The following is a 14678-nucleotide window of genomic DNA, read 5'->3' on the forward strand; positions in this document are numbered from 1 at the left end:
TTAAGGAAATATATGGGTATACAGGACAGGTTCATGTGGTTCCTTACCACAATCTCCTGTTCTTCCCAGAACCAATTCCCCTTCCTCCTAGTCCACCTTGGAAGATTGGTTTTATTGGTCGCCTGGATATCAAGCAGAAGAATTTGGATACCCTGTTGCAAGCCCTAGTACCTGTAGTTCAAGAATGTCAGCAGGTTGAGTTACATCTTTACGGTCGAGGGCCAGACCAAACTCAACTGGAGGCGTTAGCGATAAGTCTCGGTATCCAAGAGCAGGTTGTATTTCACGGTGCCTATGACCACCGCAAAGATTTAAGTCAAATAATGGCTAATTGTCATTTCTTTGTCTATCCCTCACGTTTTGAAGGTGGTCCCTGCTTTACCCTCCTGGAACTAATGCAAGCTGGACGCTTTTGTGTTGCTGCTCCTGTGGGAGGAATTCCTGATCTATACGAGGGCTTTCCGGAAGTAGGGTTATTGGTCTCTCCCGATAATCCCTCTGAACTGAGTCAGAGGATGCTCACTGCTCTAGAACGGGTGGCGAACGGGGCAATCAGTGGGCATAAGATACGCGATCGCTATTTTGACGGATTTGATATGGCATCTGCACACCGCGCCTGGACTTCAATCTTTGGGGCTGTGCGATCGCACTGAAGTGCAAGAACCTTAGAATAAACCTGGAAAATTTTCATGAAAACAGATCCATTTGCTATTAAGCAATATCCAAAGTGGCATCCTATCAGGCTAGCTTTCACGGCTAAAGCAAGACTGATCGAACGGGAAGCTAGAGAAAATTTTCACAAGTATGCCTTACCGGAAAAAAATATTTCAACTCTTCCACCTACTCCTAATGCAGATTGGTCGAATACGGCTGTTACGCCTTCACAAATGCAGCATCTACTGTATGCTCTCTCAATGACTGAGCATTTAACTGATACGGTAATTGTCGAGGTGGGGTGTTTTCGAGGTATTACTACACAATATTTGGCAAGAGCAACCTCTCGAAAGCTAATAGCTGTCGATCCGTTTATTGGCTATGGCGGAAGTGAGGAAGACTATCAACATTTCAAGAATAATATTGCTGGACTGAGTAATGTAGTTCACGAGCGAAAGACTTCAGGAGAAGCCGCTAGAACTTGGCAATACGGCCCTGTCAGTCTGATTTTCATCGATGCATTGCACGACTACGCAAACACGGCTTTTGATATCGAAGCATGGTCAGCATTGACTATTAAGGGGGCGGTCTTAGCAATGCATGATACGGATCGAGTTGAATTTGCTGGCACGAGGAAGGCTGTCTTTGAAGCTTACAAGAGAACAGGATTAGACTTATTGGCTCATCCAGATAATTTAACTTTATTGTGTAAATTAAATAACGATGTATCCTGAAAAACTATTAATTCCTCTTTACAGGAACCTTCTCCGCCTATCTTCGGGAAGAGGAGCACACATGCTGGCAAAGGTAGATGCATCTTTGTTGAACTTTCAGAGAGAAATTTCTATCAACTCTGATGGGAGTGTTTCAATTCTATTACCGCCCAATCCCCACTTTTTAGGCTACCTACTCAAGGTTCACGAACCGCACGTAAGTCAGGCTATTACCAGACTTTTAAACAACGGTGATGTCGTTGTAGACGTTGGTGCTAACATCGGTTATTTTTCGGCCTGGGCAGTAGCGGCTGTAGGAAAACAAGGTCAAGTTTTCTGCCTTGAACCAGAAATCCAGAATTTTAAAAATCTTAAAACAAATTGCGATTGGCTAAAGAATAGAGGATTTAATTGTTTTGCCTATCAATTAGGTGCCAGTTCAAATAACGGAAAAGCCGAACTCAGGATTCATCGTCATAGTACTTATCATTCTATTGAAGATGAATATCACAACCTAGACAAGGTTGAGAGGATGGAAACTATCAACCTTGTCAGGCTAGATGAATGGGCTAAATCACAAGAAATCCACAAAATTTCTTTACTCAAGATTGATACTGAAGGGCATGAGCCAAAAGTTTTGGAGGGTGCTAGCAGACTGTATGAATCCAGAGCGGTTAATTATACACTTCTGGAATGCCGTTCTGAGTACATATCCAGTTATGTCGATAACTTCTGTAAAGAATTTAATTTATATCAGTTAGTTTGGGATGGGTATCAGTGGCATGACTCTACACAACAATCTTTGAACTCTAAGGCAGAGTGTCTGCTGTCCGTTCAACCAGTCTCTCCTGGGTCATTATGTTAATTCCTTCAAAGAAAGGCAGTTTCCATCTTAGTAAAACACGAGTTGCCATGTCAATGATTGGACAGTCAATAGTTCTCCAGAAGCTAGGTACATCAGCTTGAAATACTAACCATACTTTCAGATGAAACTCTGTTGGCTAATCCCTGATGATCGAGGTGGTGGAATCGCCTCTGTCGCTTTATCTTGTTGTCGGCAAGCTGCCAAAGCTGGACATAAGACAACACTGCTCATGCTTCTTGCACCCACTGGCTGGATAGGTACTGGTCATAATTTTCGAGTATCGTCTTTAGAGTTGAGCGATTCGGCTCAAAAAGCACCAGAAGCCCTACTGCAATGGCTAGAGGAGAATCCACAGGATGTACTGTTTTTAAATGGCTGCGGGCAAGCTGATATTATCATTCCCTATTTGCCTCCCAGTATTAAGTGTGTTTACGTTGTCCATGACACTGCTCCTCGGTACTGGCAGACAGCTATCAGTGAAGAAGATAATTTAGAGTCCATATTTGCTATCTCTGAGACTGTAGGTAGTAAGTTCCGAAGCCAATTAAAACAGACCACAAAACTGTCTGTGATTCTCAATGGCTGTGTTTTCCCTGAGCGATCTGAACCAAATAGTACCCGACAAAATGAACTGATATTTTTAGGGGGAGATAATCCTACCAAGGGCGCATTTGATGCCATCGATCTATGGAAAAAGCTAGTTAAACTTGGGTTTCCTGGAAAGCTGCACTGGTTCGGTCATGTGACGCCAGAGTTTAGAGCTAGGATTGAGCAACTGCAAAATTCTGAACGCATTCACGTTTATGGTCGCGTCAAACGTGAACTCATCTTTTCTGCTGCTGCATCAGCCAAGGTTCTGCTCATGCTGAGTCGCGTTGAACCATTTGGCATGGCTACGATTGAGGCGATGAGTATGGGATGTATACCAGTAGCTTGGGATATTGACACTGGCACTCAGGAAATAGTTACGGCAAACAAAACGGGGCTATTTGCACCATTAGGAAATACGCAAATTTTAGCCCATAAAGTTCTGGACGCTTGTGAGAATTATCACGCTTTTAGTGCTGCGGTCATTAAACACGCACGAGCGAATTTTGACGAAGCTGTGATGTGGACAGGCTACGAATCTCTTATTAATCGAATTTCCAAACTTCAGCCAATTGAAAGGAGTAAGAGAGGTGAGAAACCAACAGCTTATCAACCTCCCACTCCGCGTTTTCAGGTTTTGCCTACTTCAGTTCGTTCGGCGATTAGAGAGTTTGTTGGGCAGTACCCTCGCCTCGGCTATTGGTTGCGTGACCTTCGTGGTTGGTAGATTATGAGCAAACTAAGTTTTCTGTTTCTAGCTGCTAATTCTCCTTGGGTTTATGCCCTGGTAGAAGCTCTCGCTAAACGCCATCCTACTTATGCTAGCCGCTTCTATGATTGGCTGAACTACTATCGTCTACGACCTACCTGGCCTAGTACGACTTCGTCCTCTCTTCTACAAAGGTCAATGAACGTATTTCCTCCAGGCTATGCTGGGCAACTAGAAGCGCTATTTCGACCTTACTTACAGCAGCTCATAAAGCAGTGGTGTCAGCAACTCCAACAGCCTCTAGGTAAACATCCTTGGGTAGTAGCTCCCTATCCTTATCTCGCCCCGTGGGTACGCAAAGTGCCTAACGAGCAGCTAATTTATTACAACTATGATGACTATCTGCTCTATCGCTCTTCCGGCCAACAGAAAATCTTAGAGCAAGAGGATGAATTAATTGAACGTGCTGCTGTCACGCTCTGCTCTTCCAAGTCGCAAGCGATAACTCTTCGGAAACGTCATCCTGCTCAGGCATCTCGCATCTACCACTTTCCGCACGGGGTTGTAGATTCCTACTTGAATCCCCAACCAGAAAATCCTCCTGAGCCTCTGACTGTTGGTTATGTTGGAAACTTAATTCATCGCATGGACTGGCAGTTAATTTACCAAGTAGTACAGGCTTGTTCGGAAATAACTTTTGTTTTTGTCGGTGGTCTTGATGGCTTTGTTAGAGGTATCAGCGACCAAGCTTGGCAAGCCTACCGTGAGGCAGTGCTAGCACTACCAAATGTCCGCCACATAGGTCAAGTGCCCCAAGCGCAGGTGGCGCAGTATTACTGGTCTTTTGCAGTGAATTGGATGCCTTATGCAGTCGATCACCCCTTTAACCAAGCAGCCTGCCCCACCAAAATTATGGATGGCATCGCGAGTGCCCGCCCCTTCCTGAGTAGCGACATCCCGGAGTGTCGTCTATATCCTGAGTGGATTACCATTTTTCATTCGGCAGAAGAAGCGATCGCCCTTATCCGCAAGCAGCTAGCTCTTGAAGGAACACCAGAAGCTCACCAGAAGCGTGTAAAGCAATTGGAATTTGCCCGCCAGCACACCTGGCAAAGCCGCGCTCAGACCCTTGAGAGCTGGCTATCTCAATCCTTGCTTGAGTAGTTTTCAGTAGTTTTTTCCTCAAAATTCCTGGATTCTTACTGGCTCTGCTGTAAAGGTTATACGAACCCATCTGAAACTATTATGACAGTACCTTTTGTTCAGGCATTACTTCCTAACCACAGCATTCCCTTACCAATCTTAAATGGACCTTTCCGAGGAGCAAGGATTCACCTTAATCCTCGATGTTCTCTGCGTAAAGTTTTCGGTATTTACGAACATGAGCTAAATGGATGGATAGAAACTGTATTGCCTCGCGTTAACACAGTCTTAGATGTTGGTGCTAATGATGGCTACTTTACCTTTGGTTGCGCTGCGGCATTTCGTCGTCTAGGGAAATCAGCAAAAATTATTGCCTTCGAGCCATTGAAGCAGCATATTGAAGAGTTACAAATTAGTGTTGAAAACCAGCCGCAAGATCAAATTCAATTTTCTCTGCACAATTGTTTAGTGGGAGCTGAGGTGAAATCTGGAATGATGACGCTAGATGCGTTAAGCGAAGCTATCCCAAAGGAAACCAAACACCGGATAGATACTTCCTACACACAAGATAATGCACTGATTAAAATTGATGTAGAAGGAGCTGAACTAGAAGTTATCGAAGGTGCTTCTTTATGGTTAAACCCTGCAAACTACTTTTTGATTGAGGTTCACCATGAATCTTTTTTGGAGATACTGACCCAGAAGTTTTTGGCTCACGGTATCAAACTTAAACAAGTGAACCAACAACCATTACCTCTCATTGGCAGGGAAATGAGGTCAGAGTTGAATTGGTGGCTTGTATCAGACATATCCTGAGCTGTACTTGGTCTTCTTGTTTTTTATATTGATATGAGTCAGTATGTTTGTGCATTTCGAGGGCGTCGAGACAATTACCAAATTCCCATCGCCCTAGCTGAAAAGGGATTACTAGATCAGTTTATTACGGATTTTTATGCTGTAAAGCCTCTTCATCGATTAGCTCCAATCTTACCTAAAACCTGGCAAAGTAAACTGGCTTTTCGAGCAGAAAGCAGTATTCCTACTGAGCTAGTGAGGTGTTTGTGGAATACTACTCTACTGGAGCATACCCGTCATTATCTAGGCTTCTCTCGTAGCGCTACGTACTCTTGGCTTGACCAACATTTTGCCCATGCAGCGGCGTTACAGGCACAGAAAACCACAAGCAACTTACTGCTCTACACACCCTATGCCTGGGAAGCTTTTCTAGCTCCCTATCGTCATAATCCGCGTAAAATTTTGTTTGAATTTCATCCCCACCCAGAATTTCAAGCTCGCTTGTTAACAGAAGACTTAAAACGCTTCCCCTTTGTACAACAGTCCTATCAAGACGAGACTGGTAACCACTTACCATCCCAACTGCAAGTTAGAGTTAGAGACTGTTGGAAGCAGGCAGATATGATTTTGTGTGCCAGCAGTTTCACTCGAAAAACTCTAATAGCAGCTGGAGCAGAACCTAGTTTCTGTCAGGTGATTCCTTACGGTATCGACTTGCCTACCCCCCCGTTTAAAGAGCCTAAAATAGACAGTTTTCAAGTTCTTTTTGTAGGTTCTGGAGTTCAGCGCAAAGGTTTGCACCACCTACTTTATGCATGGCGTCAAGCCCATCTCCCTAAAGAGAGCCTGCTAACACTGGTTTGCAGAAACCTAGATCCGGGCATAGAGTTCCTTATCCATGAAACTCCCCAAGTCCGTTTAATTCGAGGCACCGATGTACAAAACCTACGAAACCTCTATAACAGTAGTTCTCTTTTCGTCATGCCCTCTCTTATAGAAGGGTTTGGTCAAGTCTTTCTAGAATCTCTTAGTTATGGTTGTCCTGTACTTGGCACAGTTAACACTTGCCTCCCTGACTTAGGTGGAGAGGAAGACGGTATTTTTCTTACAGAAGTAGGTAATTTAGACCAGCTTACCTATCAACTTAAGTATTTAGCCGACAGGTTATCTTCAAATCCTGAACTCCGCCAAAAAGCTCGGTCTTGTGCTGAACGTTTTTCATGGAAAAGTTTTCGGTATAAACTTTGTAGTGTCCTATGAATAACCTGGAAACTACCGAGCGTTGTTTCCATATTTTGTTGTTTGGTATGACTGGAAAAACAAACGCAAAAGCTATATTTGGTGCTAACCAATTTTGATTAAAACTTCTTCTGTATAACTTTGTCTATAGCTATGAATAGTCGTATTAAAAATAATGCTAAATTTTTATTTTTTTTCTTGCCTGCTGGATTTATACTTGGATTGTTTGTAGAAGATTCTATTAATTATGTTTTAACTTATTATTCTTACCTCCCTCTTTTTTATATCTTACTATTTATTGTGTTGATTTCGTTGGTATTTGAAGCTTTATTTAGAAGAAAAAAAACTTGGGTATTACCAGCTCTTATTATTTATGCCACTGTAGCTATGTGGTACTTAACTGAAGCTATTTATACTCCAGACTATTTAACTGATTTTTCTAACGAAATTCAAGAAAATGCCTATTTACAAATAATCTTTTTCTTGGGTTGTTTCAGGTTTTTATTACCTCAAATAACTTACAAAGTGATTCATTTTAATAAATCAGACCCAAAAATATCAATTAAACCTTTTTTAAATCCAAAACAAATTTTATTCTATATCTCAATCATTTGGCTAGGTTTGCTACTGTTTGGAATCAGCCGTATGAATGGAGATATTTTCGCTGCTCTGTTTCCGATTAACGCTCGTGCTGGTATAAATATGTGGGGAAGAGGAGCAGGTGCTTCTGCTGGATCTAGTGGATTTATAATTTCATCAGCTGCCTATATTTACTTATTAGTATGCTCTTTCTTTGGCATTCTTTTAACAGTACAAACAACCAATAATGCAAAGATTATTAATGTATTGCTAATTTTAATTTCTTGGCCATACTTTATCTTTCTGGGAGCGCGTAATCAATTTCTAGCACTTGCTATGCCTGCTTACTTTAGTTATATCCTGTTATCTAAGCAAAAATTATGGATTAAAATTTTAATAACAATAGTTGCATTCCTGGCTTTGAATTATTTATTTACCTTAATAATCGCCTATCGTGATGTTGGTTTCAGTTCAGTTCTTAGCGGAACCAGTTCTGGTACAGTTGCTCAATCAGAGCAAAAACACTATGGATTGAATATGTTTCAGGAACTCTGCTTTATCAACCGCTTTTACCAGAACGGAACTCTGCATAGTCAATATGGTGCCGATTATATCGCACAATTTCTCAACTTCGTTCCGCGTGCAATTTGGCCTAACAAGCCTCTTCTTGGTATCGACTATGCTATAGCGCGAGGCTTTGGCACCAATCGTACTGATATTGGGGTTACCACCACTGTATCAACTGGCTTGATAGGACAAGGAATTGTCAATTTTGGCCCTTATTTTGGCTCATTAGCTCCTGCTTTATTATTGGCATTATGGGCTGGTTTTTTGGCTAGACTCTGGAGCCAACGCTATTCCGCTCTTCGACTTTGTTTATTTCTAGTTGGACTCGGCACTACTTTCAACCTTGGAAGAGAAATAACTTTGCTTGTTCTCTGGCCAATGGTTTTTGGTTATGCTTTAGTTCGCATTATAGAAAATCTGAATAGAAAGAAATTACCAAAAATTAGCAGCCATTATTACTAACATGAAAAGTTATAAAAAATGTAAGGTATACGAATTTATATAATTTAATTATGACTTTTATATTTAGCCATTTATAAGTATGCTGTTACAGCAATACTATTATTTATTTAAAGAAATTAAAGTCCAGTAAGGGGAATTACCATGCAACGTTGGTATCAAATTTCAAAAGATCCTAATTCACAAGCTTCTATGCAAGCTCGTAAAAATATGCTTGTTGCAGCTAGAACAAAAACTTCAATTCTGAATCGAGTTGATTACTTCTGTGAAATGGCTAGAGGTAAGGATATTCTTGATGTCGGGGTTGTAGATCATACAATTGAATTGACAGACAGCCCAGATTGGTTGCATGGAAAATTATGTCAAGCTGCAAAAACTTGTTTGGGTGTTGATATTCTGGAAGAAGAAGTCAATAAATTAAAGCGCAAAGGCTTTAATCTAATATGTACTGATATTACGGAAAAACCGCTCAATCAAACTTTTGATTTAATAATTTGTGGCGATATCATAGAACATTTGGATCAACCTGGATATTTATTAGCTAGTGCGGCTCAAATGCTCAGACCCTTTGGCAAAATACTTTTGTCGGTACCTAACCCTTGGTACATCAACGTTCTTCTTAAAAATACTTTTAATGGTTCGCCCTACCTTGACAATGTAGATCACGTTTCCTGGTTTGACCCTTGCACTCTTTGTGAACTGGGTCAGCGTCATGGATTAGCTTTGAATAATTTTGTAGGAGTTGCTGTTCAGGAACCATCAAAGCTGCCTACACAATTGTTTTTTAACCTTTCTCCATTTTTCATTCGTTTAGGTCTACGACCAGAGCTTTTTTGTAAAACAGTAATTTATGAATTTGTATTAGGAGATGAATATGAAAAAACGTTTGCTTCTTATTAGTTCTAATTCTAGTGGACGAGGCGGCGGTGAACGATATTTGGTATATCTCACTCAAGGCTTACGTCTACTTGAGTGTGAGGTACATGTATTACTCTCGAATGTGAGTTACATGGATAATTGGGTTAAAGTACTTACTGCCGAAGGAGCACAGGTGCATCGTAGGGAGCTAATAGGATTGCGCTCTCGACCTTTGCGGTTTGTGCAGTCCATCAGCGATAAAAAGCAACAGCTCAAAATAGCTGAGGTATGTAAAGAAGTTGCTCCAGATGCCATTTTAGTCAATCAACAATATGACGAAGATGGTCTTGATTACTTAGCAGGTGCTCTAATGTCAGGTGTTGCTCCTGTTGGAGGCACAATGCATATGCCAATGACGGCAGATAAAGATAAACGACCTTTAGGTAGATGGCGAGGTAAGTTGCTTCATCATTGGTATGAAAAACATCCCTATTCTTTAATTTTTGTCTCTGAGGGGAGTCAGAGAGAGTTTGAAAGCTATTACAAATATCCCCGTCCGACAAACGTGGTTCACTATGGTTGCCCATTTCCAGAAAGCCACCCTCTTCTAAAACTTAGTACATCTAATCTATGTCTACCCAAAGATTGGACGGATAATCGACCAGTGATAGGTTTTGTGGGACAGTTTGTAAGCCAGAAAAATTTGCAACTATTGGTGGATGGGTGGCAGTGGGCTATAAAACAAGGTGTAGAAACTCGTTTACTACTAGTAGGTGATGGTCCAGAACGAGATGCTCTAGAGAAACGTTTAATAAACAATGCTCCGAGAAATACATGGCATATTACAGGTTGGACTGAGCAGGCGGAAAAATATCTGTCTGTAGTCGATATCTATGCTATGACCAGTCATTTTGAAGGTTTACCACTTGCGTTAATAGAGGCAGTTGGTAGGGGCTTACCTGCGATTATTACTAACTTTAACGGTGCATCGGATGTTGCTAAACGTGCTACCTGGGTAACCGTGATTCAGCATAACCGTCCTGACTCTGTTGGTAGAGCAATTATAGAAGTAAGTAACACATTTTCTTCCCTAAAACAACAAGCAATAGAAAGTAAAAAAGTTTTTCAAAATTATTTTTTAGTTCAACGAATGGCCAGCGATACCCTAGCGGTTTTTGGGATTAATTAGGTACAAAATTATGCATATAGTTGTTATATTTATCAATATTGGAGGATATCATGCTGCGCGGTTACAGGCTGCTTACTCAGCCTGTGAGGCTCAAGGATGGAAATTCACAGCCATCCAAGTTACTGATGATACTCTTGAGCATTCTTGGGGAAGTTTTATCAGCAATATCTCGGTGCCTGTAGAAACGTTACTACCTGTTTCATCGAAATATTCTAATATCCGTAAAGATGTATTTTCTTCAGTGGCTAACGAAGCTCTGAAGCAGTGCCTAAATCAATTGAAACCTAATGCTGTTTTTTTGCCTGGTTGGTCTTTCCCCTTTGCCCGTGAAGGGCTAAGGTGGTGCCAGCAGTATAAAGCTCTTCCCATTTTGATGTCAGAGAGTAAAGAGGATGATGCAACCCGATCTTGGTGGCGAGAAACTGTTAAAAACTGGATTTTAAAACGCTACAAAGCTGCATTAGTTGGTGGACAAGTACACAAGCGCTATTTGATTAAATTGGGTATGCCTGCTGAGTCCATCTTCTTGGGCTATGACGTAGTCGGCAATGATTTTCTCCACCCTGACAATATTAAATCTATTCCCAGTCCTCTTGAGAAACCTTACTTCTTGGCAATCAATCGCTTTGTACCCAAAAAAAATCTTTTGTTTCTCCTGTCATCCTACGCGGCCTATCGCCATGTAGCTGGTGCTAAGGCATGGGATTTAGTCCTTTCTGGTGACGGTCAGCAGCGTCCAGAAATGGAACAACAGATTACTGAACTTGGCTTAAAAGATGTTGTCCACTTACCCGGATTTCTCCAACAAGATGAACTACTGCCTTACTTTGCTCATGCTAAATGCTTTATTCATGCTAGCATCCAAGAACAGTGGGGGCTGGTGGTCAATGAAGCAATGGCAGCTGCTTTGCCCGTGCTAGTCTCGAACCGTTGTGGCTGTTTTGAAGACTTAGTAATAGAAGGTATCAACGGTTTTGGCTTCGACCCGGAAAATAGTCAACAGCTGGCAGATTTAATGCTCAAAGTCAGTTCAGGAGAGATTGACTTAGCAAAGATGGGTCATGCCGCACTTGAGCACATCCAAAAGTTCTCCCCCGACTACTTTGCCCAAGGTTTAATGCAAGCAGTTGAGTATGCCTTAGCGCATCGTTAGTATCTCTTTTAAAGTAGCCACTGCGCCTGCTTCCAGCCTAACTAAGATCGGTCAGTTGATATCCGGATGACGCTAGAGAACCTAGTAGAGGTTTATATGAGTACATCTTTGTTGCACTCTGCATGAGGATTTTAATCGTCATCCCTGCCCTTGGAGCTGTTTATGGTGGTCCTTCCAAATGTGTCGTTGAGCTAGCTCAAGCACTCGGTAATTTAGGCATCACTGTTGACATCGTAACCACCAACGCCAACGGTTCTACTAATCTAGATTTCCCGCTTCAGACCTGGATTGCTGAAAAATCTTACCGGGTTAAATACTTTCCCCACTGGGGGCTAAGTGACTACAAAATTAGCTTGTCTTTAACCAGATGGTTATTCCAGCATGTAGCAGATTATGACTTGGTACACACCAACGCTATTTTCTCCTATTCTGTTTTGCCTGCTCACTGGGCTTGCCAACTGCACCGAGTTCCTTATGTCATGACCCCTCACGGCATGTTAGACCCTTGGGCGCTATCCTACAAAGCTTGGAAAAAACACTTCTACTACACCCTATTTGAGAAGCCTGCTCTTGAGCGTGCCAGCGCTATCCAAATGCTGGCATCTTCTGAGGCACAGTGTGCTAAACCTCTTAATCTTCAGTCTCCCTTGGTTATTGTTCCCAATGGAATTCACCGTCAAGACTTTGAGACATTACCAGACCCAGAGCTTTTTTACCAACAGTTTCCTGATACTCGCAATAAAAAGCTGATTCTGTTTCTAGGTCGAGTTGATCCAAAGAAAGGATTAGACTTACTTGCTGTTGCCTTTGCTAAAGTATATGCTCAGTTCCCTCAGACGCATCTAGTCGTTGCGGGACAAGACAACATTGGATTTCTTCCAACTGCTCAAAGCTACTTTGCTGAGAGAGGATGCCTCGATGCTGTCACCTTCACTGGTATGCTCACTGGCTCCCTCAAATATGCGGCTCTTGCTGCCGCCAGTGTATACGTTGCGCCTTCCTACTCCGAAGGCTTCAGTATGTCTGTCTTAGAAGGTATGGCATCCGGATTGCCTTGTGTCATCACCACTGGCTGTAATTTTCCTGAAGCAGCAATGGCTCAAGCGGCTCATGTCGTTAACCTCGATACTGAGGAACTTGCCAATGCCTTGATTGAGTGCTTGAGACATCCTCAGCAAGCCAAAGAAATGGGCGATCGCGCACGTCAGCTAATTTTTGAACAATATACATGGGATCAGATTGCATTAAATCTGAGCAAGGTATACACGTCGATTCTTAAGCAAGAGCCTATTTACGGCTAACTCCAATCCTAAAAAATCTACAGGAATGCTTGTCTCAATTTAAGAATTAAAAAACTTTTTAAAAAAGCAAATTTATCGAACATAAAATCCGGATATTTATCAGTATTCTGGTATGTATTGGTGTAGCCATCTAAAAGTGAAATGCACTCAATGCTTGAAGAAGTAACTCCTCTCATTCTCACATTGAATGAATCTCATAATATAGACCGAACACTTGAGCATCTGACTTGGGCAAAAAGAATTATCGTCATTGATAGCTACAGTACAGACAAAACTCTAGAAATCTTGGAATCCTATCCTCAAGTCCAAATATTTCAGCGGGAATTCGATACTCACGCGAACCAATGGAACTACGGTTTACAGCAAGTGAAGACAGGCTGGATACTCTCACTGGATGCAGACTACATACTCACTGATGAATTGATTGTAGAAATTGATGCTCTACAAAAAGACTCGCTAGTCGATGGTTACTTTGCCCCGTTTAAATATTGTGTTTTTGGCAAACCGCTTCGCGGGACATTGCTGCCACCTCGTGAAGTCCTATTCAGAAAAGAAAAAGCAGTTTATTTAGATGATGGACATACACAGCGCCTGCGTGTAAATGGAAAGTCTGGTATGCTTTCCTCCTATATCTACCATGACGATCGCAAGCCTCTGAGTCGATGGCTATGGGCGCAAGACCGATACATGGTTATTGAAACCAAGAAATTACTGGAGACACCGGATAGCGAACTGAGTTTTGGCGATCGCATCCGGCAGCAAAAAATCCTGGCTCCTTTCGTCATCTTTTTCTACTGCCTCATCCTGAACAAAGGCATCCTTGACGGTTGGGCTGGCTGGTATTACGCCTTTCAGCGAATGCTTGCAGAAATTATGCTCTCGATTCGTTTAATCGAAACTGAGAGATTGCACACATACACTAGCAAGGGCAAGAGTTATGCAGAAATTCTCCAAACCCCCTTGCCAAAAAGTAGCAATCCAGAATTGACAGAGGCTTAAATCCCTAAAATTTGGGAAAGACATGTCAGCGATCAGAAGATGAGAGCTGACACGGCTGTTAAATGTTGGGCATAATGATGGCGACGGAGTAAAGCCCTTCGTTTAGCTGTAGTGCCTCTACCAGAGCAGTCAATGAAGTCTTTTCGTCGCAAGCGCCGGAAATCTCGTTTTTTCGCTTTAGTCAGCTGTGCCTTCCTACTGCTGCCGTTAAGCATCATTCCCGTGCGGCTTGCGATCGCATCCTACCAAGCCCCTCACCCTCAAGCTATCCTCACCCTCGGTGGAGGGGGAGACAGAGAACCGTTCACTGCCCTATTTGCTAAGAACTATCCATCCCTGGAAATCTGGGTTTCTTCCGGTCAATCTCCTGAGGAAGCGCGTGCCATTTTTCAGGTGTTTGGTATCCCAGACGCAAAGGTACATCTCGACAGGCGTGCTGTCGATACCGTCACTAACTTTACCTCTCTGGTTGCGGACTTCAAACATCAAGGCATCCAGCACCTCTTCCTGATTACCTCAGATTTTCACATGCCCAGGGCAAAAGCGATCGCGACTATCGTTCTAGGTAGCCAAGGTATTGCCTTCACCCCCGTCTCTATCCCAACTCGCCAACCGGTTGAAACCCACTTACACGTTCTGCGTGATGTCGTTCGCGCCTTCCTATGGCTGGTTACAGGCCACACGGGAGCCAGCCTCAGAACCAACAATTACCAAGCTTTCCTCAAGATGAACATTGGGGAACATCGGTCTTAAGGCGAATGGCACTGACTTAAGAACTCTCATACCTCACCCATCAACCCTTGCGGAGGGGGTCTGGGGGCAGCGCGTCGTCCCCCAGTGGGGGGATTGGGGGGAGACCCCCCAATC

General features: G+C 42.6%; 14 protein-coding genes. All 14 read left to right on the top strand.

All coding sequences use genetic code 11. The annotated features are described in order from the left end of the window. On the top strand, nucleotides 1-653 hold a 653-nt coding region (locus tag V6C93_RS04050), incomplete at its 5' end, for a glycosyltransferase family 4 protein (RefSeq protein ID WP_333475365.1). Between the two features lie 36 nt (nucleotides 654-689). Beyond that, nucleotides 690-1388, top strand: a complete 699-nt coding sequence (locus V6C93_RS04055; protein WP_333475366.1) for a class I SAM-dependent methyltransferase — start codon at nucleotides 690-692, stop codon at nucleotides 1386-1388. Continuing rightward, entirely contained in the window at nucleotides 1378-2232 is an 855-nt protein-coding gene (locus V6C93_RS04060; protein WP_333475367.1) for an FkbM family methyltransferase, read from the top strand. Before V6C93_RS04055 ends, V6C93_RS04060 begins: the two co-directional genes overlap by 11 nt. A 121-nt stretch (nucleotides 2233-2353) precedes the next feature. Beyond that, nucleotides 2354-3547 (top strand): glycosyltransferase, encoded by a 1194-nt coding sequence (locus tag V6C93_RS04065; protein WP_333475368.1) that lies wholly within the window; start codon nucleotides 2354-2356, stop codon nucleotides 3545-3547. Between the two features lie 3 nt (nucleotides 3548-3550). Continuing rightward, entirely contained in the window at nucleotides 3551-4693 is a 1143-nt protein-coding gene (locus tag V6C93_RS04070) for a glycosyltransferase family protein (protein WP_333475369.1), read from the top strand. An 81-nt stretch (nucleotides 4694-4774) separates the two neighbouring features. Further along, nucleotides 4775-5488 (top strand): FkbM family methyltransferase, encoded by a 714-nt coding sequence (locus V6C93_RS04075; protein WP_333475370.1) that lies wholly within the window; start codon nucleotides 4775-4777, stop codon nucleotides 5486-5488. Between the two features lie 33 nt (nucleotides 5489-5521). After that, nucleotides 5522-6727: a glycosyltransferase family 4 protein gene (locus V6C93_RS04080; protein ID WP_333475371.1), complete on the top strand. Its 1206-nt coding sequence runs from the start codon at nucleotides 5522-5524 to the stop codon at nucleotides 6725-6727. Between the two features lie 132 nt (nucleotides 6728-6859). Continuing rightward, nucleotides 6860-8314, top strand: coding sequence for a hypothetical protein (locus tag V6C93_RS04085; RefSeq protein ID WP_333475372.1), 1455 nt, complete (start codon nucleotides 6860-6862; stop codon nucleotides 8312-8314). Nucleotides 8315-8455: 141 nt separating this feature from the next. Continuing rightward, a complete protein-coding gene (locus tag V6C93_RS04090; RefSeq protein ID WP_333475373.1) occupies nucleotides 8456-9211 on the top strand; it encodes a class I SAM-dependent methyltransferase in 756 nt (251 codons plus the stop codon). Beyond that, nucleotides 9186-10358, top strand: a complete 1173-nt coding sequence (locus V6C93_RS04095) for a glycosyltransferase (protein WP_333475374.1) — start codon at nucleotides 9186-9188, stop codon at nucleotides 10356-10358. Before V6C93_RS04090 ends, V6C93_RS04095 begins: the two co-directional genes overlap by 26 nt. 10 nt (nucleotides 10359-10368) lie before the next feature. Further along, nucleotides 10369-11511 carry a glycosyltransferase family 4 protein gene (locus tag V6C93_RS04100; RefSeq protein WP_333475375.1) on the top strand — a complete coding sequence of 381 codons (1143 nt, stop codon included), beginning with the start codon at nucleotides 10369-10371 and terminating at the stop codon, nucleotides 11509-11511. A gap of 122 nt (nucleotides 11512-11633) precedes the next feature. Beyond that, the gene (locus tag V6C93_RS04105; RefSeq protein ID WP_333475376.1) at nucleotides 11634-12812 is read left to right on the top strand and encodes a glycosyltransferase; all 1179 of its coding nucleotides are present in this window, start codon (nucleotides 11634-11636) and stop codon (nucleotides 12810-12812) included. 150 nt (nucleotides 12813-12962) lie between these two features. After that, on the top strand, nucleotides 12963-13811 hold the full coding sequence (locus tag V6C93_RS04110; protein ID WP_333475377.1) for a glycosyltransferase family 2 protein: 849 nt from the start codon (nucleotides 12963-12965) through the stop codon (nucleotides 13809-13811). A gap of 132 nt (nucleotides 13812-13943) precedes the next feature. Continuing rightward, nucleotides 13944-14564, top strand: coding sequence for a YdcF family protein (locus V6C93_RS04115; RefSeq protein WP_333475378.1), 621 nt, complete (start codon nucleotides 13944-13946; stop codon nucleotides 14562-14564). Nucleotides 14565-14678 lie beyond the last annotated feature (114 nt).

Source organism: Allocoleopsis sp. (genome assembly GCF_036703385.1).
Lineage (GTDB): Bacteria > Cyanobacteriota > Cyanobacteriia > Cyanobacteriales > Coleofasciculaceae > Allocoleopsis.

Coding starts and splice junctions, on each gene's coding strand:
- V6C93_RS04055 (WP_333475366.1), top strand. CDS start 690: ATGAAAACAGATCCATTTGCTATTAAGCAATATCCAAAGTGGCATCCT.
- V6C93_RS04060 (WP_333475367.1), top strand. CDS start 1,378: ATGTATCCTGAAAAACTATTAATTCCTCTTTACAGGAACCTTCTCCGC.
- V6C93_RS04065 (WP_333475368.1), top strand. CDS start 2,354: ATGAAACTCTGTTGGCTAATCCCTGATGATCGAGGTGGTGGAATCGCC.
- V6C93_RS04070 (WP_333475369.1), top strand. CDS start 3,551: ATGAGCAAACTAAGTTTTCTGTTTCTAGCTGCTAATTCTCCTTGGGTT.
- V6C93_RS04075 (WP_333475370.1), top strand. CDS start 4,775: ATGACAGTACCTTTTGTTCAGGCATTACTTCCTAACCACAGCATTCCC.
- V6C93_RS04080 (WP_333475371.1), top strand. CDS start 5,522: ATGAGTCAGTATGTTTGTGCATTTCGAGGGCGTCGAGACAATTACCAA.
- V6C93_RS04085 (WP_333475372.1), top strand. CDS start 6,860: ATGAATAGTCGTATTAAAAATAATGCTAAATTTTTATTTTTTTTCTTG.
- V6C93_RS04090 (WP_333475373.1), top strand. CDS start 8,456: ATGCAACGTTGGTATCAAATTTCAAAAGATCCTAATTCACAAGCTTCT.
- V6C93_RS04095 (WP_333475374.1), top strand. CDS start 9,186: ATGAAAAAACGTTTGCTTCTTATTAGTTCTAATTCTAGTGGACGAGGC.
- V6C93_RS04100 (WP_333475375.1), top strand. CDS start 10,369: ATGCATATAGTTGTTATATTTATCAATATTGGAGGATATCATGCTGCG.
- V6C93_RS04105 (WP_333475376.1), top strand. CDS start 11,634: ATGAGGATTTTAATCGTCATCCCTGCCCTTGGAGCTGTTTATGGTGGT.
- V6C93_RS04110 (WP_333475377.1), top strand. CDS start 12,963: ATGCTTGAAGAAGTAACTCCTCTCATTCTCACATTGAATGAATCTCAT.
- V6C93_RS04115 (WP_333475378.1), top strand. CDS start 13,944: ATGAAGTCTTTTCGTCGCAAGCGCCGGAAATCTCGTTTTTTCGCTTTA.